Source organism: Catenulispora pinistramenti (assembly GCF_018274385.1).
In the GTDB taxonomy this organism is placed as follows: domain Bacteria; phylum Actinomycetota; class Actinomycetes; order Streptomycetales; family Catenulisporaceae; genus Catenulispora; species Catenulispora pinistramenti.
On sequence record NZ_JAAFYZ010000047.1, the window covers coordinates 24371 to 44637 of the forward strand.

At 66.6% G+C, this 20267-nt stretch carries 22 protein-coding genes; 6 read left to right on the forward strand and 16 right to left on the reverse strand.

The window, feature by feature from the left end:
* Positions 1-1606: 1606 nt before the first annotated feature.
* The 4 genes from KGQ19_RS15990 to KGQ19_RS16005 all read left to right on the forward strand — a co-directional run bounded on the left by KGQ19_RS15990 (position 1607) and on the right by KGQ19_RS16005 (position 3699).
* A complete protein-coding gene (locus KGQ19_RS15990; RefSeq protein WP_212009953.1) occupies positions 1607-1861 on the forward strand; it encodes a hypothetical protein in 255 nt (84 codons plus the stop codon).
* A 9-nt stretch (positions 1862-1870) separates the two neighbouring features.
* Positions 1871-2680 (forward strand): DnaE2-dependent mutagenesis accessory factor ImuA', encoded by an 810-nt coding sequence (imuA', locus tag KGQ19_RS15995; RefSeq protein WP_212009954.1) that lies wholly within the window; start codon positions 1871-1873, stop codon positions 2678-2680.
* A 62-nt stretch (positions 2681-2742) separates the two neighbouring features.
* Positions 2743-3051, forward strand: a complete 309-nt coding sequence (locus tag KGQ19_RS16000; protein ID WP_212009955.1) for a hypothetical protein — start codon at positions 2743-2745, stop codon at positions 3049-3051.
* Between the two features lie 348 nt (positions 3052-3399).
* Positions 3400-3699, forward strand: a complete 300-nt coding sequence (locus tag KGQ19_RS16005; RefSeq protein ID WP_212009956.1) for a hypothetical protein — start codon at positions 3400-3402, stop codon at positions 3697-3699.
* A gap of 142 nt (positions 3700-3841) precedes the next feature.
* On the opposite strand, the gene KGQ19_RS16015 is transcribed toward KGQ19_RS16005, so the two are convergent.
* From KGQ19_RS16015 to KGQ19_RS16075, 13 genes are all read right to left on the reverse strand, one after another.
* Positions 3842-4180, reverse strand: a complete 339-nt coding sequence (locus tag KGQ19_RS16015; protein ID WP_212009958.1) for a hypothetical protein — start codon at positions 4178-4180, stop codon at positions 3842-3844.
* Positions 4181-4287: 107 nt separating this feature from the next.
* Positions 4288-5244, reverse strand: a complete 957-nt coding sequence (locus tag KGQ19_RS16020) for a GH25 family lysozyme (RefSeq protein ID WP_212009959.1) — start codon at positions 5242-5244, stop codon at positions 4288-4290.
* Positions 5245-5256: 12 nt separating this feature from the next.
* Positions 5257-5787: a hypothetical protein gene (locus KGQ19_RS16025; protein ID WP_212009960.1), complete on the reverse strand. Its 531-nt coding sequence runs from the start codon at positions 5785-5787 to the stop codon at positions 5257-5259.
* A gap of 50 nt (positions 5788-5837) precedes the next feature.
* Positions 5838-6179: a hypothetical protein gene (locus tag KGQ19_RS16030; protein WP_212009961.1), complete on the reverse strand. Its 342-nt coding sequence runs from the start codon at positions 6177-6179 to the stop codon at positions 5838-5840.
* A gap of 15 nt (positions 6180-6194) precedes the next feature.
* Positions 6195-6359, reverse strand: coding sequence for a hypothetical protein (locus tag KGQ19_RS16035; protein WP_212009962.1), 165 nt, complete (start codon positions 6357-6359; stop codon positions 6195-6197).
* Between the two features lie 36 nt (positions 6360-6395).
* On the reverse strand, positions 6396-6917 hold the full coding sequence (locus KGQ19_RS16040) for a hypothetical protein (protein WP_212009963.1): 522 nt from the start codon (positions 6915-6917) through the stop codon (positions 6396-6398).
* A gap of 36 nt (positions 6918-6953) precedes the next feature.
* Positions 6954-7475: a hypothetical protein gene (locus KGQ19_RS16045; protein ID WP_212009964.1), complete on the reverse strand. Its 522-nt coding sequence runs from the start codon at positions 7473-7475 to the stop codon at positions 6954-6956.
* 46 nt (positions 7476-7521) lie between these two features.
* Positions 7522-8046 (reverse strand): hypothetical protein, encoded by a 525-nt coding sequence (locus KGQ19_RS16050; RefSeq protein WP_212009965.1) that lies wholly within the window; start codon positions 8044-8046, stop codon positions 7522-7524.
* A gap of 23 nt (positions 8047-8069) precedes the next feature.
* On the reverse strand, positions 8070-10622 hold the full coding sequence (locus KGQ19_RS16055) for a hypothetical protein (RefSeq protein ID WP_212009966.1): 2553 nt from the start codon (positions 10620-10622) through the stop codon (positions 8070-8072).
* Between the two features lie 114 nt (positions 10623-10736).
* Positions 10737-14540, reverse strand: a complete 3804-nt coding sequence (locus tag KGQ19_RS16060; protein WP_212009967.1) for a phage tail tape measure protein — start codon at positions 14538-14540, stop codon at positions 10737-10739.
* Between the two features lie 43 nt (positions 14541-14583).
* Entirely contained in the window at positions 14584-15057 is a 474-nt protein-coding gene (locus tag KGQ19_RS16065) for a hypothetical protein (RefSeq protein ID WP_212009968.1), read from the reverse strand.
* Positions 15058-15612: 555 nt separating this feature from the next.
* The gene (locus KGQ19_RS16070) at positions 15613-15813 is read right to left on the reverse strand and encodes a hypothetical protein (protein ID WP_212009969.1); all 201 of its coding nucleotides are present in this window, start codon (positions 15811-15813) and stop codon (positions 15613-15615) included.
* A gap of 23 nt (positions 15814-15836) precedes the next feature.
* Complete coding sequence (locus tag KGQ19_RS16075) at positions 15837-16181, reverse strand: hypothetical protein (RefSeq protein WP_212009970.1); 345 nt, start codon at positions 16179-16181, stop codon at positions 15837-15839.
* A 76-nt stretch (positions 16182-16257) separates the two neighbouring features.
* Between KGQ19_RS16075 and KGQ19_RS16080 the strand changes: the two genes are divergently transcribed.
* Positions 16258-17862 carry a pentapeptide repeat-containing protein gene (locus tag KGQ19_RS16080; RefSeq protein WP_212009971.1) on the forward strand — a complete coding sequence of 535 codons (1605 nt, stop codon included), beginning with the start codon at positions 16258-16260 and terminating at the stop codon, positions 17860-17862.
* An 8-nt stretch (positions 17863-17870) separates the two neighbouring features.
* Here the strand turns inward: KGQ19_RS16080 and KGQ19_RS16085 are convergent, their stop codons facing one another.
* Both KGQ19_RS16085 and KGQ19_RS16090 read right to left on the reverse strand, forming a co-directional pair.
* On the reverse strand, positions 17871-19028 hold the full coding sequence (locus tag KGQ19_RS16085) for a phage tail tube protein (RefSeq protein ID WP_212009972.1): 1158 nt from the start codon (positions 19026-19028) through the stop codon (positions 17871-17873).
* On the reverse strand, positions 19025-19264 hold the full coding sequence (locus tag KGQ19_RS16090; RefSeq protein WP_212009973.1) for a hypothetical protein: 240 nt from the start codon (positions 19262-19264) through the stop codon (positions 19025-19027). The genes KGQ19_RS16085 and KGQ19_RS16090 overlap by 4 nt, the downstream gene beginning before the upstream one ends.
* 65 nt (positions 19265-19329) lie before the next feature.
* On the opposite strand from KGQ19_RS16090, the gene KGQ19_RS16095 reads away from it, so the two are divergent.
* Positions 19330-19776: a DUF6283 family protein gene (locus tag KGQ19_RS16095; protein WP_230418725.1), complete on the forward strand. Its 447-nt coding sequence runs from the start codon at positions 19330-19332 to the stop codon at positions 19774-19776.
* A 3-nt stretch (positions 19777-19779) separates the two neighbouring features.
* Here KGQ19_RS16095 and KGQ19_RS16100 read toward each other — a convergent pair whose 3' ends face one another.
* Complete coding sequence (locus KGQ19_RS16100; RefSeq protein WP_212009975.1) at positions 19780-20265, reverse strand: hypothetical protein; 486 nt, start codon at positions 20263-20265, stop codon at positions 19780-19782.
* Between the last annotated feature and the right edge of the window lie 2 nt (positions 20266-20267).

Sequence of the window (20267 nt, forward strand, 5' to 3'; positions counted from 1 at the left end):
GGCAAGACTGGCGCAAACGATCGACGCCCGACCTTCCGCAGCCCTGGGTGTCAGCTACCACGATCAGAAGTCAGCTAGCTAGAAAAGTCGCAACAAGTGTGCCGGGACACGTTAGTTGCGCCTGATGCAGCAAGGTGACCTCGTCGGCTGGCGGCGGCGGGACACCGTAGTTGGCACCGTCGGGTCACGGTAGTTGCGGCTGGAGCCGAGTTGTCGAGCTATCTGACACCGATATCGGGGTTATCCGGGGTCCTTTTGAAGCCACGCACGCGACGTGGTCCTTTGGCTACGTCGTTGAAAGGTATCAAGGTATCTAAGGGTTTTTAGCGGACTGCTGGGCCGCCGGGGCCCACGGCTCCCATGCGGCGACCATTTGGCCTGGAGCGCAGCCCACACCGAAGGCATGGACATCGGCGCGGCGGCGTTGCAGAGCCTCTTATGCGCAGGTCAGAGGCCTTCAGCTCAGGATGTTCTCAGCGTTGTTGTCCGCGCCCCAGTACCCCGTGTTCACGCCGAGCGTTATTGTCCTGGACTTCCTACATGGGTGGGGAGAGCATGCCATCCATGGGTGGGCAGAGCATGCCGTCACCTACGTGCAGGTCAGAGCCTGCAAAGAGTCAGTTGCTGAATATTGCTGATCCGACCATGGGAGATGAGCGCGGTCCAAACTCCGCAACTTGCAAAAAAATCATGTGAGAGCGGGAGATACTCTGCGGCTGTCGACCCGCCACCCTGTACTTGACCTAGGAACCCGAGCAGGGCGGCAAAGCCAAACAAGGAGATCCCATGGAATTGCCCCGCAATGGTGTCACCAGCTCTCCGCCGCTCCCAACCAAGCGACTCGGTCAGCAAACCACGGTTCTGATCGTAATCCTGGTTGTCGTGGTCATGAACCCGAGCCCAGCCCTGGTCACCGCATGTGCCAGCCTCGTGTTGGCCACAATCGGAGCGTCGCACCGAATTGCGGCAAAACGTTGAGAAGAGGCTGGGCTGTGCGGGCTTAGCCGCATAGCCCAGCACTTCAGATGCCACACGCCTCTCACACCAGCCGACTCATGTGAGAGCCCTGGGCTGCTAGGCCGACGGACCTCAGTCGCAGATTCCGTGGCCAAGTCGCAACTAACGTGGCACGGCACAACAAGACGCGTGCCAGCAGGGCACTCCCGCCAACCAAATCTGGGTGTTGGCGGACATCAGGAAATCCAGGTCCACGGACACGTCGAACGACCCCTTACAGCGATCACGAAGCGTTACCAAATTCGAAGCTGATGCGTCGTCGGTCTCGATGACCGCGACCCGGCGACGAGAGCCCCGTGGCACCCGACTGCCCCCGCTGCTGCGCCTTTGGGTTTGCGCGCCCTGGACCGCAGCCGGCGAGCCGCGGCGACCACTCACCGATCGGCCTCGAAGCCCGATCGCAACGAGTCACGATGTGTCCGCCAGCCGGGGCCGCTGCTGTCCGCGAATCACGACCCCGCTGTCCGCCAGCCCGGATTTTCCCGTGTCCGCTATCATCTGGGAACCGCCAACTACAGCTGGCAGTCACAGTCACCCGATCTAATGAATGAGCAGCCCCGCATCATATTTGTTCGATTAGGTTCCAGGGGTGTCCCACGAACCGCTCCAGCCGATAGCTGACGCCATCACCTGCGAGGTCGCTCGGTTTGAAGCCGAATACGGGCTGAACCTCGGTGTCACCGTCACAACCGATGAGCAGGCCGGAACGGTCACAGCCCGCGGCGAAGGCCTCACGAAATGGGGCCCCCGGCAGAGCCTCAGCGCCGCGCTCGACCGCGCCGGGCTACGCCACGACATCCACATGCCGTCGGCCACGATCATCGTGTATCCGTCCGTCACCTGATCTGGCGCGATGGCCGCCCCGCTGCCGCAGCAAGACCGCGCCGCAACCGTCGCCCGCCTACGCCAGCAGTTCGTCGACAACGGCACCGCCCCCGAAGTCCGGCACCGTGGACCCGCCGGCGGCGGCGACATCCCCCTGCACCAACTCCTGCGCCCGCTCGTTCCCGGCGGTAGCCTCCCCCGCGGCACCATCGTGGCCGTACCGCCCCGCACCGGAAGCACAGCCGTCGGAGGCGGCGCCATCTCCTACGCCACGCACGCACTCCTCGCTGGTGCCACAGCAGGAGGTGCGTGGGCTGGGATCATCGGCTACCCGAACTTCGGGATCGCCGCCGCCTGCGGGCTCGGCGCCGACCTGTCCAAGATGCTGATGCTCGACGAACCGGGCGAACGGTGGCCCGACGCGGTCACGGTGCTTGCCGCCGCGGTTGACCTGGTGCTGCTGCACGCGCCAGGCAGACCGAACGGCACGCAACTGCGGCGCCTGGCGAATCGCATCCGACAAACAGATCGACAACGCGGCTGCGTGCTCGTCGTCACCAGCCCGTGGGAGAGAGCCGACCTCACCCTCAGCGTCCATTCCCCGCAGTGGGAGGGACTCGGTGACGGCGTCTGCAACCTCACCCGACGCCGGGTCACTATCAGGTCCAGGACCCGGCCGCCGCCGTCCTCCTTCGGCGCTGGCGGGGTCACGACCTCCTGGCCTGGTGGTCGGTGGCCTGCTTGCGTTGCGGCGTGCCGTGGAAAGCGTGGCGTGTCCCGCGGCCAGGCTCTCCTTGATGCCGGCGATCTCGCCGCCCCAGCCGCACAAGGGCATTGACGTCGGATATCGCACTGAATCCACGGGTCGGCCCACCCCTCACTGATGTCCAGATGGCACGTATGAGGTTCATTCACGAGGCTTTCGACGGCTGGGAGCCGCTGTCTCTCGAAGAGGCTGTGAATACGCTTCGTCGTGATCTTGTGAGCCACCGCGACTACGAGATTGGCCTGTGGGAAGCCGAGGCACAGGCTTTCATGAGTACCGTGCGCAAGTTCCGTTTGCCCGCAAGCCAGCGGCCCAAGCTTCGGAGCCTGCTGCTCGGTGCGGTCTGCGGCAACCCGATGCCCAACGGACCGAAGGTCGCAGGTTGGATCCGGTACGGCGACCAGCAACTAATGCGCGCACTACCCGCCGGTCCGCCCCAGTAACTGACCGCGTGAAACGCAAAAGGTTGCCCGGGGCCCCTCTCCCGCAGGAGACGAGACCCCGGGCAATGCCGGATCAGGTAGGTGTTGAAGCTCTCCGCCTGCGACGCTCGGCGTCGACAGCGTCGCGCTCGGCCTGCATCTGCGACATCGACCGGCCACCGAGGCGGTGCCCACGGGGCCGGTCCCGAGATTCACACGAGCCGGTGTTGCGGCCACTACACAATCAGTACCCTTAGAACCCTCAGTCGGACAATCGGCTGAACAGCAAGCGCTCGCCTGGCACCTGAGCAAGAGGGTCGGGGGTACAGGATGGACTTTAGGCACCCGGTGTTCAGTATCAAGGCAGGGATGAAAGAAGGTGAGGTAAAGGGGATACTCGGGGACAACTACCTACCGTTTGGAATCGACCAGATCGTTCCGCACATGAACGAGCAAGGCATCCGAGTGAATCGCGCGGACGAGGATCAGCCAGAGGTCGCCTGGGTCTATGAAAGGGACTCACAGGGCCAGGAGATTTCAGTCACCTTCTGTTTCGGCTCGGTGGCCTTGGTAGACGTGTACAAAAAAGACGATCGCGGGAAGGAGGTGCGCCTGGTGCGTATCAACGACCAAGGGGTGGTCGTCAATCGCAATCACTTCGGTCTGTGACGCAGCAGCGCTGTCCAGCCGACCCCCGCGCTCGGGCACGTGTTGTAGGTACGGCTATCCGGGAGGCGTCCGGCCCAGGCCGGGAGCGTGAAGTTCCAGACGCCGATCTTCTTCAGCTCCCGGTTCTGGGTCAGTAAACCCATCAGGCGGTCGGCGCCGGGCCCGCCGGCGGCACCGGGGTGCTCGGCGGGTTCGCCGCCATGCCGGTGCGGGGCGCGACCTCGGCGGCCTGCGCGGCATGCAGGTGGTCGGTGACCAGCTTCCACGGCAGCGTCGGCCACAGCTGCCGGCCGGTGGTAACCGCGATGCCGAACAGCGTGGCCAGCGCCGCCTTCCAGCCCACATCGGAGGTTCCGGTGGCCAGCTGGAGGGCGAAGGTGGAGGCGACGGAGGCGACGAACCGCAGCGCCTGGGCACGGATGTGGTAGCGGGCGAAGTCGGCGGCGAGGCGCTTCTCCAGCGTGGACAGCAGAGATGTCACTGGCGGTGTCCTTATTCAGTTGTGGATGGGCATGAAGAAACCGCCCTGCTGCTGCGAGGCGGCCTGCGGGGTGGTGCGCTGTACTGCGTTGGTTGAGGACGGTGCCCTTAACGGGCGGCGGCCTCGATGAGGTAGGCCAGGGCCGGGCCGGTGGTGTGCCGGACGATGCTGATCTTCTGCACGCCGTTTGGGAGCGGGCCGCCCCAGGGGTTGATCCGGTCGCCGGCTGCCGGGACCACGACGTTGTCGTGGATGTCCCAGCCGCGGCCAGGGATGTAGGCGGCGACACGGACGGTGCAGTCGCCGAAGTCGGAGCCCAGGCTGAACCACACGTTGCCCCAGTTGCTGCCGGTGTTGGCCGGGGGCGGGGCGACGATGTGGGCGTTGGTGTCGTTGGGGATCTCGCCGGTGGCGAAGGCGGGCATGTTGTCGTCCTCCGTGGGATTGGTGGCAGGCGGTTCGGGGGTGGCGGGGCCGGAGCTGGTGCCGTTGATGAGGTCGGCGAGTTCTTGTGTGGTGCCGCGGTAGGCGTTGAAGTCCATCCGTTGCCCGCCATAGGGCTGGGAGTTGGTGTACTGCCAGATCGCCGGGCTGGTGCCGCCGTAGGGGTTCCAGTTCGGATCGGTGTCGGAGTAGCCGCCGGGGTAGCCGGAGGCGACGATGGCCACGCCGAGGGAGGCGAGGTTGCCGCCGACCTGCTCCCAGAACCAGCGGGGGAAGTAGGCGCCCCAGACGCGGCCGCCGAGGGATTGCATGCGGGTGATGAAGTCCAGGCAGTCCTGCACGGTGGGATTGGAGGCGCCTTCGGTCTCCACGTCGAGCATCACCGGCGCGGAGCCGACTATGGCGAAGCAGTACTCGGCCTGTGCAGCGCCGTTGCTGGCCTTCAGGAAGTGGTAGGCGGAGAAGATCGCCCCGATCCGTGCGGCCTGGGCCTTGAACTCCTCGTAGTTCGCATCGTCGTAGTAGGTGCCCTCGGTCGCCTTGGCGATGACGGCGACAGTGCCGGGCTGGATGACCAGCCCGTCCTCGTAGGAGCTGATATCGGGGAAGAACACGGTCATGTCGGGGGTGCCCTATTCAGTTGTGCCGGTCGGCGCCTGGACAGCAGCGACCGGGGATGTGCTGGCCATGGAGTCCAGGCGGGTGTGCAGCCCGGACAGGGAATCGGAGTGCTCGCCGAGCCGTGCGAGGGCGTCGGTGAGCGCGTCGTCCTGGGCGGCCAGGTGCTGCTGGATCTCCAGGGAGGTATGCAGCACGGCTTCGGCGTCCAGGAACGTACGCTCGTCGCGGTCGTCGGCATGGGCGGCGGAGATCCGATCGCCGAGCAGGATCACCGAGAGCAGGACCAGTTGGAGGAACGTCTGGGCGGCCCAGCCGACGATGACCAGCAGATCACCGCTGGCCAGGGCGGCCGGCAGGGACACCAGGGCAAGCGCGGCGAAAACATAGGCGCACCACATGGTGCCCACACCGCGGGTGACAGCCAGGGCCAAGCGGTTGTTGAACGCCGCCGCGCGGCCTGCTCGGGGGTCTGGCCGGTCCGCGGTGTCGGTTCGGGTTCGGGCGGCGATGTGCGGGTGCGGAACGTGGGCGAACAGCGGCACAGTCAAGGTCCTTATTCAGTTGTCGCTCCGGACGGGAAGCGGCTATCCGGTCACGGGCTGCGCGGCGTGGCCGAGGCTGGGGTCGTACCGCGGGCTGCGGTGTCGGCGACCAGGACGGCGACGTGGGCGACGGTGCGCTGCACCTCGGCCAAGACCGCGCTGTGGTCGGCCAGTACAGCGGTGTGCCGGTTCTGCTCGACCGCGATCCGGTCGACCTGATCGCGCAGGGAGCTGCCGTGGTTGGGGACCAGCTCGATCGAATGGCGCTCGATCTGCTCGACGGCATACATGATGCGGCGGGTGTGACGGCCGCCGCGAACCAGCACAGTCCAGGCCGCCCCGGCCACAGCAGTGGCTGAGGCGGCGGTGACAGACCAGCCTTCGACATTCAAGATCAGGCCTCGTATTCAGTTGTCAGCGTCGGGTTCTACGCCGGAGCAGGCGATGAAGCAGGCGGGCGGCGCGCGGGCCTCGGCGGCGAGCTGGCGGGCGGCGGGGCCGAGCTGCGGCGCCACCACGATGACGACGCCGCAGCACCACAGCAGGGACGCGGCGATGAACACTGCTGCCATCGCTGCTCCGCTTCGTATCTGCCTGTGGGGGGGTCCTCAGCTGCTGACCCAGTGGATGAACATGCGCGGGCAGCGGTGGTCGGTGCAGGTGGTGATGGGGTTGAAGTACGGCGTCGCGTACAGCTCCACAAAGTCCCCCAGGTTCAGCTGGAGGTAGCCGCTGGCCTGGACGGTGCCGCCGGCGTTCGCGGGCCCTTGATCGAACCGCAGCTGGGTGCCGATGTAGTTGGCGGAGGAGTTCACCGAGATGGTGAGGGACGAGATGGGTTCTGCGGTGCCGACCTCGGCGGGGGTTTGCATGCCCAGCTGCCCGGTGACGTGGTAGAGCCCTGCGAGCTGGCACACGTAGCGGGAGTTGTTGGCGCTCGGGTTGTGACCGCCCGCGTTGTCGAATCCGGAGTCGAGAGCGATCGGTATCGTCTCGCTGGTGCTGGTACCGGGCAGTGTCTGCGCCACCGACTGCCACAGGTAGGCGTAGGGCCGGTTGAGCAGGAAGTTCGCGACCGGCGGCATGGTGGCGTTCCACAGGACTGCGGTGCCGGTTTGGGCGACGCCCACGCCCACCGGCGTGGGCGGGGGATACAGCGGCGGCATCTACAGCCCCACCCAATGCAGGCCCATCCAGGCACCGACGCCGTTGCTTTCGGTCTGGCCGGAGTCCTGCCACAGCTGCGTCTCGACGTAGTCGCCGGTTTGCAGCGGGATCTCCGCGGTGGCGCAGCCGCCCATCCTGGAGAAGGTCAGGTCCCGCCCGAACAGGATGATCGCCCAGATCACGGCTTCGTTGGCGATGATCGCCACAGACTCCTCACCGCCTGCGGAGCCAGCGAGGAACATGCCGGCGGAGGCCGACACCAGGTACGTGCCGGGGGTCTTCACGGTGTAGCGGGTGTTGTTGTTGACCGGGTCGTGGCCCCCTTCGGTGTCCCGCACCGCCGAGTCGAACGCGATCCGTGTCGAAGTGGATGTCGGTACGGACTGGCTGATCGTTTGGGTGAGCAGCGCCGACGGGGCGCGCATGTGGAATCCGGCGGCGTAGACGAAGCTGTTCCAGGCTGTCGCCGTGATCGGCTGGTCGGGGAAGGCCTGGGGCACGGCTGGGACAAGACGCGCCATTGGCGACTCCGGTGGTTTCGGTCGCCGCGGCGGCGTGTGGGTGCGGCTATAGGCCGATCCAGCGGGCGCTCATGCGGCAGCCGGTGGTGATGAACCCGGTGGGCTGGGCGGCGCCGGAGTTCTGGTAGATGCGCAGCTGGACCCCGTCACCGGCGACCACAGGGATCAGGGCACTGAGGCACAGCTGGAACCGGACCGGGCTCGGCGTGGACGGGATCTCGTAGGCGGCCCACGTGCCCTTTCCGACGACCGCCAGGGTGTTGCCGATGAACGCGCCCGCAGCTCCGGTCCAGGCCAGGTTGCTGACCGCCGACACCAGGTAGACTCCGGCGGCCGGCGCGATCCAGGTGTCACCGGCTGCGTTGCGGCCTTGATAGTTGTCGTAGACGACTTGGTCGAAGGCCACTGCGGTGTTGGCGTTGTCCTGGATCGATTGGGTGACGGTCTGCGCGAGCATCGCCCGTGGTGGGTCGCTCATCCAGGAGGCCAGCGCGGCCGGGCCGGTATCCCACATGTTGGAGGTGAACACCGCGTTGGAGTAGGCAGTGGCTGTCGCCGGGGGCGTGACCAAGACGACCCCCTTGGGATGCGGTATCAGTAGCCGAAGACGAAGTGGTCGAAGGTGGAGTAGTCGAACTGGCCGTAGGGGTTGGGGTCGGCCGGGGAGATCTGCAACGTGAGTTTGGCCTCGCCGGTGGTGTCCACCGACCAGGCGATGTTCTCCACGAACCCGTCGACCGCCACCGGCACGGCCGGGGCCGGCGGCCGCCGGACGGCCTTCACCCGGGAGCCGAGGTCCAGGCCGAGCACCGCCGGCCACATCGCCGGGTTCGCCGAGGGGTTGACTGTCAGCGCCGCGACCCGGGTGTGCGAGGTCTTGTAGCGGTTGACCAGGAAGTTGGCCTGGTCCTGGCACTCCTGCGCATTGGTTGACTGGGAGGTGACCTGCCGGTCGCGGACCCCGTTGGCCATTTGGGAGGCGAAGTCCTGCCCGGTGAAAATGATGTTGGTGCTGGCCTGGGTAATCTCGGCGAGGTTGGTGACCAGTGTCGGGTCGTAGTCGAAGCCGGGCTGGTCTTCGTACGGCCACTCCCCCGCCGCGGTGTTCTCCCCGAACACCACTGGCGACGGCGGCGGGTTCCAGCGTTGCGAGCGCGGCTCCAGGACCACGGTGCCGGCGGCGTCGCAGTACATGGTCCCGCCCTCGGTGTCGGTGACTGCTTGCAGAGCAGAGGCCGCGTCGGTGTCGACCAGGTCGGTGGCGGCCATGAGGGATGCGGTGTCGCTGTCGACGCTGGCAGGCCCCATCCATGCGGCCGCCGACAGGATCTTGCCGAACCGTTGGTCCGCAGAATCGCCTGCCCAGCCGGTGCGCCACGCGGCGTAGATGGCGTTCCACTGGTCGCTGTCGATGGCCCCGGCCCACTCGATCGCCAGGGCGACATCGCCGGAGAGGTTGTATTCCACGTCGTTGTAGTTCGCGGCACCGATCAGGTCCTGTCCGTACCCTCCGGTCGGAGGTACGAAGGCGGGTGTGACGGCGGTGCCGTATTGGATGCTGTCGAACCCGCTGCTGCACGAGGTGCCGTCGGCGGTGAGCCCGATGTAGGCCAGGTGCCAGTTGCCGATGCCGGCCTGGCCCAGGTAGTGAATCCCGGCGGCGCCCTGGTTGTTGGGGCCCTGATACACCGCCGAGACCGACAGGTCCGGGTTCACCCACAGCCCGACCGCGGTGGTCTGGGGCCCTTTCCAACTCGCCAGCCAGATCGCCGACTGCGCCTTCGGCGCCGCCAGCACCCGAAACGCGATCATGCGGGTGAAGCCTTGGCCCCCCGTACCGGGGCCAAGGAGGCCGGCACGGCTCGGCGGCAGCTGGATGTACGACATGTTGCGCGGCAGGTCATAGTCACCCACCCCGGTCGGCGCGGTGGAGGCGATGTTCACCACCGTGGTCCCCACCGGGCAGGCGAAGTTCCCGGCCGGCACGGCCGCGGTCCGGGTGACCCCGGCGGTGACCGCGCCGGCGCCTTCAATGCCGATCGCCACCTGCGCCGGATCCCGCTGCCCGGTCGCATCCAGAAACACCCCGCCGGCCTGGTCGTCCAGCATGTACGCGAACGTCGGCAGCGGCGCCCCCGGTGTGCGGAACGCCGCGGCGGTGAACGGGTCGGTCAGTTTCGATTGCGACAGCAACGCCAAGGCGTCGACTGCGGTCGCCTGTACCTGCCCCAGCGTTCCCTGCTGCCGCCAGGTCTGCGGATAGCGCTCGACTCCCCCGGTGAACAGGTTGAACCAGGTGCCCGGGAGCTGGAAGGTAGTCGCGCCGCTGTTCTGCTCGAACTGCACCCCATCCATCTGGAACGTCCAAGCAGTGGCCGGCGCCGCCTCCAAGGTCAGCCCGATAAAGACGCCTGCCGCGCCGGAAGGGGCGGTACCCGCGATCCCCACCGGCGTCCATCCAGCTGTGGCCGACCCGGTCAGCGACACCGATGGAGCCGTGATCGTGGAGATCATGTTCCCGGCAGCGTTCTGCCACCGCACGTACGGAACGACCGCCGTGTTGGCCCCAGCAGTCACCGAACGGATCCGCACCGAGAATGCATACGGCAGGCCTGCGCCGACAGCGATGGGCAGTGGCCCCACCTTGGCCACGGAGTTTCCTGCGGTGACCCCGGCCGGGACCTGCACCTGCCATACCTGCGTGCCCTGCCATGCTGAAGCCGAAGCAAACACCGTCGGCTGGCCGTACAGACCCGTGAGCCCGAACGTTGTGCCGACCGTGCCAGCGGCTAGCGGGGTACCCTCCCCGCCGGTGGCCTGGTCGATGGTGAGCAGGTTTGTACTCGGCGGCCACTGGGCCCGGATCCGGAACGGCTGGTATGGAGTAACCTGCCCGGCCACCGCCGAGCCGGTGTTGCCCGGATCGAACAGTCCGTCCCGGTTGTCCAGGACCCCCGACCACGTGCCGGCGGTGAACTGATCCAGCTCGTACTGGCGGCCCCGGGCGATGTTCCACGAGCCGATCAGCCGCGACGTGATGTCCAGCCACGGCAGCAGTTCGTAGGACGCGGCCGACGGCCCGTAGCCGATGTGACCACCCGGGGACCACAGGGCTTGGAGCCTGGGCCAGCTCGGGTTCTGCGACATGGCTGGGCCTTCACTATTCAGTTGTCTGGTTCACCGCGCACCATTGCCGCAGCCTGGTGGTTCTGGATGGACCGTCCGGTGCGCCTGCGCGAAAATCAGCACCCTTGCCGCGAACTATGAACCGCGCCGCCGTGCCGCGGAGTACGGCACGTAGGTGTTGCTGTTGCGCAGTCCGAATCGAGTCATGGCGGTGATAACTGCCTGCTGGACCGCGACCTCGGTGGACAGCATCGCGCCCTGCACCGTGACCGGGACGATGACCGTGGTGCCACCGCTGGCCCCACCGCCTGAGGCCATCGCGGGCAGTGCGCCACCGTGGGGAGCGGTGAGCATTGCCAGGGCACGCGGGTCGATCGGTGCACGGCCGGCGAGCATGTCCTTGGACAGGACGTACTCACCGGCGTGCACCATCGCCGGGACGGCCTGGCCGGCGGCGCCGGGGACCCAGCCGCCGTCGTCGTAGGTGAGGATGGCGCCCTTGCCGCCGGACTTGATGAACGCCCCGGTCTGGTCCTGGATCTGGTTGATCTTGTTGAGGGCGTTGTCCAGGTCGCTGGAGTCCATGTGGAACTTGGTGTCCAACTCCGCCGGAACGAGCTGGTACTGCTTGAGCAGGTCATCGACCTGGTCCTTGGACAGCCCGGCCTTGATCGCCACCTGTTCGAGCTGTACAACCTGGTCGGCCATGGTCTTGTTCGCCGCCCCGATGTCGGTACCGGCGTCGAGCTCCTTGGAGTGCATGTCCAAGATGGCGTTGGCCATGTCGGCGATCGCCTGCCGGTTGGCGATCGCCGCATCCGAGTTGGATCTGATGTCGGTGGCCGAGCCCTTGAAGCTCGACGCGTTGTTCTGAAGGGTCTGGTCGAGGTCGTTGAACTGACGCTGTAGGGCGTCGACCGAGGTGTTCTTGCTGATCACGTCGGACATGGCCTGGTACTGCGCCTTGGTGCGGTCGGTGGTGTCCGACAGCTTCTTCAGCGAGTCGTCCAGGCCGCTGTTGGCTGTGGTGGCTTGGTCGGTGGTGCCGATCCCCAACGCCTGCTCGGCGTTGATCTTGTCTATCGAGGCCCAGTACTGCGGGAAGTCCCGGTTGGCGTTGATCAGCGCCTCGTGGTTGGTGCCGACCACCGACCGGATTTGGTCGATCAGCTGCGCCGCCCGGTCGGCGTGCCCGGAGGTGACCAACCCGGCCAGCGCGGCATCGTAGGACTTCAGGGTGGCGCCGTCGCTGCCGTACTGCTGGTTCAGCTTGCCCAGGACCACGCCCATCTTGGCCATGGGGTCGAGCGTCTGCGGGATCACGGCCTTGAGCTCGTTGAGCCCATTCACCATGTCGATCATGTTCTCGCCGTCGAACTTGTCCTTGACGTGCGAGGCCGTGTTCTCCCAGGCGTCGAACGCCTTCAGGTCCACGGCTGCCTGGCCGAGGCCGGCCGAAGTGTCGGACATGCCCGAGCGGCTACGGGCCATGGCGGCAGTGAACTGATCGACGGACACCGCGGCGGTCTTGGCGTCATCAGAGCTGGACAGCAGGGTCGTGCCGAGCAGCGCGATCCCGGCCACCACACCACCGATGATCGGGATCCCGGCGCCCAGCCCGCCCATCAGCCCCGCACCGGCGACCTCGGCGCCTTCAGCGTCGGTGGCCATCGCCGCCGTCGAGGTGGCCATCCGGCCCTCGGCTACGGCGACGTCCGCTGCGGCCTGTTCGGCTGCCGCAGCGGCCTCGGCAGCCTCGGTCTCGGCCACCTTGGCGTAGACGCCGTACTTCTCGGCGGAGACCAGCGCGGCCTCGGCATCAGCCTGCATCGACTGGCGGGTGGCCAGCGACACGCCCTCGGAGGATTGCAGCGCCCGCATCATGAACGCGGCCTTCTCGGTGGCGGCGTCGGCCTCCACCTGGGAGGTCTCCAGAGTCTGCCGGGCCAGCTCCTGCTGCGCGGTCGCGGCGACCTGCGCGGCACGGGCCTGAGCCAGCAGCGCCGGATCGAACGATCCGGTGGCGATCGCGACGTAGCGGGCCATCGCATCGGTGCCGTCGGCGACACCGCGGTAGACGGTGCCGAACGCCCCGGCCACGGTGGAGCCGATAGCGCCGGCACTGCGGCCGAACGCCGACCAGGAGGCGCCGACCCCGGAGATGGCCTCCCCGATCTGCCCTGCTTGCCGCAGCGGGAAGGAGATGATCGCCGTGGCAATGTCCCCGATGAAGGAGATGGTGCGAAGCCCGGCGAGTAGCGCCCACTTCACTACCAGAGCGCCCAGGACGCCCTCGATGAAGACCTGGAAGTCGCCCTGGTGGTCGCGGACCAGGTTGGCGAACCATTCGATGCCCGGCCCGACGGTGTCGACCAGGGTGTGTGCCCCGGACAGCAGGTCGTGGCCGACTGTGTCGGCTACCGACTGCCCCAGGTGCAGCAGGATCGGCAGGACCACCGCGGCCGCGTCGCGCACCTGGCCGGTGAAGGTGGCGACGTCGTCGGCGACGTCGTGGACCGCCTCCCCGGCCTGGCGCCAGTTGGAGGTGTCCTCGGTGTCGGCCAGCGGCGCACCGGTATGCGTGGTCAGGTCGCCGGGAGCGAAGGGGTTCGCGGCGTCCTTACCGGGGCTGCCAGCTCCGGCACCAGTGAGCCCGCCCCAGAACTTGCTCCACGCCGCCGCGCCGCTGGTCTCCAACCAAGACAGCCCGGCGGAAATCTTCGGAACCATATAGTCGCCGACTTCGATTCCCACGTTGTGGAACCGGGCGCCGATCACGTCCAACTGCTGGCGTAGCGTCGCAGAGTTCTTCTGCCAGGCCGCGTCCCACGCATCGCCGTTGGCCTGCGTGGTGACCTGCTGGTACTTGACCTGGAGCTGGTCGAGCTGAGTGGTCAGCTCGGCGACGCCGCGGAAGGACTTGCCGCCGCCGAACAGCTTGGTGAGCATCGCGTTCTGCGCGTCTTCGCTCATCCCGTGCTCGGACATCGCCGAACGCAGGTGGCTCAGCGCGACGTAGACACCATCGGGCTTTTGAAGATCGTCGGCGAGCTGGTTGACGGTCAGCCCGCTGGTCTTCAAAACATCATTGAACGCCGACTGGGTGGACATGGCATCCGAGGTCGACAGGCCCAACTCGCTGGTGAACTTCGCGGCCTGCTTGGACTGGCCGACCATCATCGCCAGCATCATCGACAGCCGAGTACCGGCGGTGGACGCCGAGTCGCCCCGGTCGGTGAGGAAGTCCAATGCCGCGCCAGCCGACATCAGCGAGACATGCAAGGTCGCCGCGGTGGGCTCCCAAGACTTCACCGAGGCGTTGAAGTCGGTGAACCGCATCATGCCCTGACCGACGATGGCATTGATCTCAGCCATCGCCTTGGCAGGGTCGCGCAGCTGGTCGCCGTAGCCACGCATCACAGAGGTGAGCGCCACCGTCGTATCGTTCAGGTCGGCGCCGGAGATCTTGGCGGCCTTCTCCGACTCGGCAACAATATCAAGGGCTTGTGACAGTCCCAGGCCTGCCGAGACCGGGTAGTACAGGGCCGCGGCAACCTGATCCCCGGCGAACCCGGCCTGATTGCCCAGCTCCAGCAGCTTCTGGTTGAGGCCATCGGCGGTGAGGTGCGCGCTGGACAACTGCTTGGCATCCAAACCGGCCTGCGTATACAGGCGGGTGACCTGGGTCTGGAAGTCGGTGGCCCACTTCACCGACTCCGCGGCGGAGGCGACCACCGCGACACCGACGGCCTCGGCGGCGACCTTGACCGCGCCGAACCCGGCGGCGGTCTGAACGTTCGACTCGCGGATCGCATCGGCGTTGGCCTTCTGGAGCGCCGTGAACCGCTCGCCGTTGACCGCAGCGTCGGCCAAAGCAGCGTTGTAGGGGGAGACGATCGCGCCGATGCGGACCGCGAAGTCCGCGATGACATCTGCCACCGCGGCCTCCCGGGCTGCTCGCTATTCAGTTATGTGTGATGCGTCAGCGGAACCCCCAGGGGTGGCCGTTGCCCTTGCCCATCCACTGGGTGAAACGGAACCCGCCCAGGTCCCGGTGCAGCGCGGTCGCCTCACGCACCGCGCGCTTCAGAAACGGGTGGTCCTGCTCGTGCTCCAGGTACCCGCCATACAGCGAGGCCTCACGGTGCGTGCCATAGGAGGTCGTGAACCCCTGGCGCGGACCGATCAACACCGAGTAGGTGCCGTAGTCCCCCGGCTTGGGCTCCTCGTGACCGATCGAGGACCGAAGGTTCCCGGACCGCAGCGCCGGCGGCTCTCCATGCGGCGACGTCGACGCACCGAACACCTCGGCCCGGTACGTCAGCAACAACTCCCTGGCCCTCGCCACCGACAAGTCGGCGAGGGTGTTCATCATCGACGCGGTCTCAGCCGCGCCCTCCTCCACCATCGAGGTGAACAGCTGGGTAAATAGCCCCGGCTCCAAGATCTCCGGCATTGGTCCATCCCATAGACATCGATTAGCCGCCGAAGTTCGCCCAAGTCGGTGGCTGCATCCAACCTGAGGGAGTTGATTCGGTACGCGACTCGCGAAACGTAGTCTCCGCTGAACCCACCCGCAGAGTATTGACTCACCGTGCTAAATTCGTTACGAACGACGAAGGGGAGTAGCCCGCTAGCTCGGACGTCGACATACTGGCTCCTTTGGGAGCCCGGCCCCGGGGCGCCACAGTGGTTGAGACAGGACCACCTGGCGTGGGCAAGACCTTCGGCCTATCGATCCGTCATGGGTCGGGCCGAAGGTGGCGTCAAGCCTGAAGCCGATCCAGTAGCTGGAAGGCCACGGCCCATGGGGTCTCAAACCGTTTCCCGCGTTCTCGATGCAGGCGCGACCGCGGCTGTCGTCGGTTTTACCTTGACGATCGCGTTTCTAGCCGTCGTGGTTGTGGTGGCGCTTCGCGGAACCACTCCTGAGCAGCGGCCAAGCATCCTGCGGGCGCTGGCGGTACTGTTCCGGTCGATCCTTCGCCGTTGACCGTGAACCTGAGGCGGCCTACAAGGCTGTGGCGTCCTTTTCATGCTCAGCTCGGCGACGAGCACAGATCAGATCCCAGGTGAAGCGCCGCACGTACCAGGGGGTCTCCTGAAGCTGGTGCCAGGTCCAGCCCATCTCCCGCATCACCTCGAAGTCGACAAGCTCCTCCGGCGGCGCCCCGGAGTTCCACGTGCCCTCGTAGATGGATTCGGCGGGCAACAGGACCTCCTCGAAGTACGGGTCTAGCCCGCCGGGGTAGGGTCCGGCGACAACGCCTTGGACAGCGTCGTGCGGATCTCAATCGGGAGCTTGGCCACCAGCTCGGAGGTGGCTGGCAGTGGCAGCGGCTCCTGATCCGGACCGACGCCGAACGCGTCATAGGCATGCCAGTCGATCACCATGCGGGCGATCACCTCGCGAGAGAACAGCGCCGGGTCTTTCGTCTGTTCCTGCCCGCCGTCCTCCGGGCCGGTCAGCATCTCCAGCGGCACCGTCTTGCGGTTGCGCAGCACCACGTAGACCTGCTCCCCGGGCTCGGACAGCTCCGGGAAGTCGTAGCGGATGGTGCGGTTGGCGTAGCCGGGCACGAGGCCCTCCTCTATTAAGTTGTGGATGTGCGCCCGCAAATTTCAACTTCGCTGCGTAGCGCCCTATGCTCGATTCGTGACCGAGGGGAATCAGGGTTCAGGTAAGCCGCTTCAGCTTCGTACGCCACACGCGGTAGAGAGATCGCAGTGGTCGCTGTCCCGCGCCGTCGTTACGTCATCGGTCGTGGCTTTAAGCGCGGCGGGCGCTATCGCAGCGGTAGCGTTGTTCGGGCTGGGGCGGACTCATCACTTGGCCACCTCCACCAGCGCAGTGGACATTGTCAAGTTGGCATTCGGTTTGGTCGCTGGTGTCGGCGCCTCGGTAGGCCTGGTTCTAGCGTTCCGCCGTCATCAGATTGCTGAAGCCACAGCCCTGGTCGACAAAGCCAAAGAGGCACGGGAATCCCGCAAGGAGGCGCAGGAAGGCCGACGAGAGGAACGGGAAGTGCAGCGCGCCTTCAATGAACGATTCGGCGCCGCCGCTGCACAGCTCGGCAGCGATCAGTACGCCGTGCGAATCGCCGGAGTGTATGCGATGGCAGGGCTCGCCGACGACTGGGACGCTGGACGGCAGCGGTGCATCGAGGTTCTGTGTGCGGTGCTACGGCGGACCAACACCGCACAACCCACCGACGACGAACCTGCTGAGACCGCGACGGAGAGTGACCGCGAGGTGCGGCGCGCCATCGCACGCAGCATCGCCGAACGGCTGCGCACCACCGCCGCGTGGCAGCGCTGCGACTACGACTTCGCCGGGGCGTCGTTCGACTTCGAGGTCTCCTTCGACGCCGCAGCCTTCGCCGGCGGCTCCGTCTCCTTCAACAATGCCCAATTCACAGGGACCACCTCGTTCGATAACGCAGAGTTCGCAGGCGGCCACGTGTCCTTCAGCCGCGCACGGTTCACCGACGGCGTCATGTCGTTCGACAGAGCCCGGTTCACCGGCGGCACCGTCAGCTTCAACGATGCGCAGTTCACCGGCGGGACAGTCTCCTTCTACGGCGCAGAGTTTGCCGGCGCCGACGTCTACTTCGCCGGAGCGAAGTTCACCGGAACGAATGTCCGGTTGAGTCTCGCGACGGTCGCCAGCGGCAACATCAGCTTCAGGTCCGCAGAGCTCACCGCAGGCAGTATCGCGTTCCACTCGTGCGAGGTCACCGATGGCAACCTAATATTTACCGACGCACAGTTCTACGGCGGGGATCTCGATTTTGTCGGAGCGGAAATCAAGGGTGGATCCGTATCGTTCCTACGAGCGAACTTCGCAGGCAGCAACGTCCTGTTCATGACTGCCAAGATCACCGGTGGCACGCTCGCGTTCACCAATTCCACATTCGCCGCGGGAATGGTCTGCTTCAACAACGTAAAGTTCAGCGGAAGCACCGTCACCTTTGCTCTCGCAAAATTCGACGGCACGACCGTCCTCTTCAACAAGGCAGACTTCGCCAGCGGCACCGTCGGCTTCATGCAGTCGAGTTTCACCGGCGGTCACATCGGATTCGATCAAGCCCTCTTCCGCGGCAGCAACATCACATTCTTCGCCGCGACACTTACCGGCGGACGTGTAGACCTGTCCAAGCCCAAGGAGTGGACCCGCCCGCCGGTCTTCGACCGCGACTATGACCCGGCCCTGATTTTGCTCCCAGACTTCAGTCCGGGGTTGGCAGCCTCGCGTATCTGAGCCGCCGGTCAGTACGCGGTCTGTATGAAGTTCTTCACGGTGGCTTGGATGACGCCGCCGCCGTCGGTGGCGTTGGCGATCCCGGACAGGGAGAACGAGGCTGCGGCGTACGCGCCGGACAGGTCCCGGGCGCCCTTGTAGAACCCGGACTGGGACATGGTCAGGGCGAAGCTGGCGCCGCCGAACGGTAGCGGCTGGACCAGAGTCGAGGTGGCTGGGCCCTGGATGTACTGCTGGTACAGGTTCAGGTCGGTCATGTTCTCGAAGATCGCCTTGTAGGTGCCGTCGGCCTCCATCGGGCCGGCGAAGATCTCGCGGGGGGCTTGCTGTCCGGTGGACAGGTGCAGCGCCTCGGTGGCGCGCTTCAACGTGAGGTCCAGGCTGATGCCGCGGGTGCTGGCCGCGCCGCCGTTGCTCATCTGCCACTGCCACCCGAGCATCGGCGGTAGCGAGGTGTATGGCTGGGCCATCGGGGTCTCGGGCGCCGACGGGTAGGACAGCATTTTGAGGCTGAGCGTCACCGCCGACTTCGGGTCGATCTTGATCTGCATGTCGGAGATCGCCGCCGAGGAGAACCCGTATGTGCCGATGGTGTCGAACACGGTCAGGCTGAACGTGCTGCGCTGGAACGCGGATTGCTTGAACAGGTGGACGGCTTGGGAGACGACGTTGGCGCCGACGGCGTGCGTCTTGGCCAGGCCGGCGCCCGAGCCGGTCGAGGTCAGCGGAGTCGAGTACGGCCCGGTGCCGGTGGCCACTCCGGTGATGGCGTATTCGATGTTGGCGCCGGTGTCGATGGCGATGGTGGAGCCGGCCGGGACGGATGCCGCGAGGGGGATCGAGTTGGCGCCGACCGCGGTGCCGGTGCCTGCGATGGTGGTGGAGATGCCGGGGGTGACGGTGTCTGGGCCGATCATTCCGCGCAGGAACATGCCGACGATGTCGGGGTAGCACATGCACTCGATGTCCCAGGTGGCATCGACGCTGCCCTGGTACATGCCGTGCAGGATCGAGTCGTCGCCGCGGACCGATTCGTCCTTGAGCTGGGCATACACGTCTTCGAAGGTGGCCTTGGTGAACGGCACGGCCATCGTCGGGGCGAGGTACTGCCCGAGGGCGAGTTCGCGGGCGATGCCGAGGGTGGAGGCGCGGGAGAGCTGGGTCATGCCGCGGCCCCCTCAGTGGGCGCCGTCTTCGCTGCCGGCCGGGCCGTCTCGGGCTCGGTGGCGGTCGGCGGCTTCTTGGTGGAGCGGTCAGGCGCCACAGGCTCGAAGCCGGCGATCGGGATCGGCCAGTCCAGCGCTTCGCCCGGTTCAACCGCGACCGACGGGTACAGCTCGCCGTTCTCGGCGCGGTGCTCAGGCAGCTGCGCGATGTGCGGGTGGGGGTTGCGGTAGCGCACGCGCCGCCTCCGGTATGAAGTTGTGGTGTTCAGGTGTTCCTCGAAGCGGGCGCGCGGCGAGGCCGATGGTGAGGAGTGGTGAGTTGGTGGACGACGTTCGTGGGCCGGCGCCGAGTCCGTGCACGACCTGTCCGTATCGGCGGGACGTGGCCTCGGGGGTGTGGGACGTGGAGGAGTACGAGAAGCTGCGCGGCTACGACGCGCCGACCTGGGGGCAGCCGCAGAAGGTCTGGATCTGTCACTCCTCGGCGACGCCGACAACCGAACAGCGGCTGTGTGCCGGATGGTGCGGCTGCCACGACGGCGAGCATCTGTTTGCGCTGCGGGTCGCCGAAGCCCACCGGACGCTGGCACCTGAGGTGATCGCGGCGGCCATCGAGTATGTGTCCCCGGTGCCGCTGTTTGACAGCGGAAACGAGGCTGCCGACCACGGCATGGCCGACTTCCTTTGGCCTGGTCGGGAAACGATGGAGGCGATCGCCAAGGTCCGCCGCCTCAGGGGGCGGACCTGAACCTCAGGCGAACAGTTCGAAGTCGTCGACGCTGTAGGTGATGGTGGCCTTGAAGATCCCCAGCGACACGGTCTCGGATGCCGGGGTGAAGGCGACGGTCACCATGCCGGGGTTCTCGCCGGCGGACAGGAACCGGCCGCCGTGGGAGTGGTCGTGTGGGAAGCCACGGATCCGGGCCAGCGTCGCCTCGATCGCATCGTCAAGGTTCTGCTGGTCAGCCTCCGCGGAGCCACCGGAGTTGTTCAGCGGCCACAGCGCGTGCAGCACCATCCGGTGCCGGGCCATGATCCGGATGTGCGCCGTTCGCTCCTCCGAGACCTGGGTGCGGGTCACGTACAGCGAGGTCTTCATCGTGGCCGGTGTGCGCGGCCAGTAGCCGGAGACGACGCCGAACGGCCCGCCCGCGCTGGTGTTCAGGGCGGGCAGGCCGTCGCCGGCAGTGTTCAGCCAGTCGGTTTCGCGGGACACCACGTCGGCGGTGGAGGGCATCG

What these genes read in the sequence shown, in the direction of transcription:
- imuA' (WP_212009954.1), top strand. Translation starts at nt 1,871, where the DNA reads ATGGCCGCCCCGCTGCCGCAGCAAGACCGCGCCGCAACCGTCGCCCGC.
- KGQ19_RS16000 (WP_212009955.1), top strand. Translation starts at nt 2,743, where the DNA reads ATGAGGTTCATTCACGAGGCTTTCGACGGCTGGGAGCCGCTGTCTCTC.
- KGQ19_RS16005 (WP_212009956.1), top strand. Translation starts at nt 3,400, where the DNA reads ATGAAAGAAGGTGAGGTAAAGGGGATACTCGGGGACAACTACCTACCG.
- KGQ19_RS16020 (WP_212009959.1), bottom strand. Translation starts at nt 5,244, where the DNA reads ATGACCGTGTTCTTCCCCGATATCAGCTCCTACGAGGACGGGCTGGTC.
- KGQ19_RS16035 (WP_212009962.1), bottom strand. Translation starts at nt 6,359, where the DNA reads ATGGCAGCAGTGTTCATCGCCGCGTCCCTGCTGTGGTGCTGCGGCGTC.
- KGQ19_RS16045 (WP_212009964.1), bottom strand. Translation starts at nt 7,475, where the DNA reads ATGGCGCGTCTTGTCCCAGCCGTGCCCCAGGCCTTCCCCGACCAGCCG.
- KGQ19_RS16055 (WP_212009966.1), bottom strand. Translation starts at nt 10,622, where the DNA reads ATGTCGCAGAACCCGAGCTGGCCCAGGCTCCAAGCCCTGTGGTCCCCG.
- KGQ19_RS16065 (WP_212009968.1), bottom strand. Translation starts at nt 15,057, where the DNA reads ATGCCGGAGATCTTGGAGCCGGGGCTATTTACCCAGCTGTTCACCTCG.
- KGQ19_RS16085 (WP_212009972.1), bottom strand. Translation starts at nt 19,028, where the DNA reads ATGACCCAGCTCTCCCGCGCCTCCACCCTCGGCATCGCCCGCGAACTC.
- KGQ19_RS16095 (WP_230418725.1), top strand. Translation starts at nt 19,330, where the DNA reads ATGGTGAGGAGTGGTGAGTTGGTGGACGACGTTCGTGGGCCGGCGCCG.
- KGQ19_RS16100 (WP_212009975.1), bottom strand. Translation starts at nt 20,265, where the DNA reads ATGCCCTCCACCGCCGACGTGGTGTCCCGCGAAACCGACTGGCTGAAC.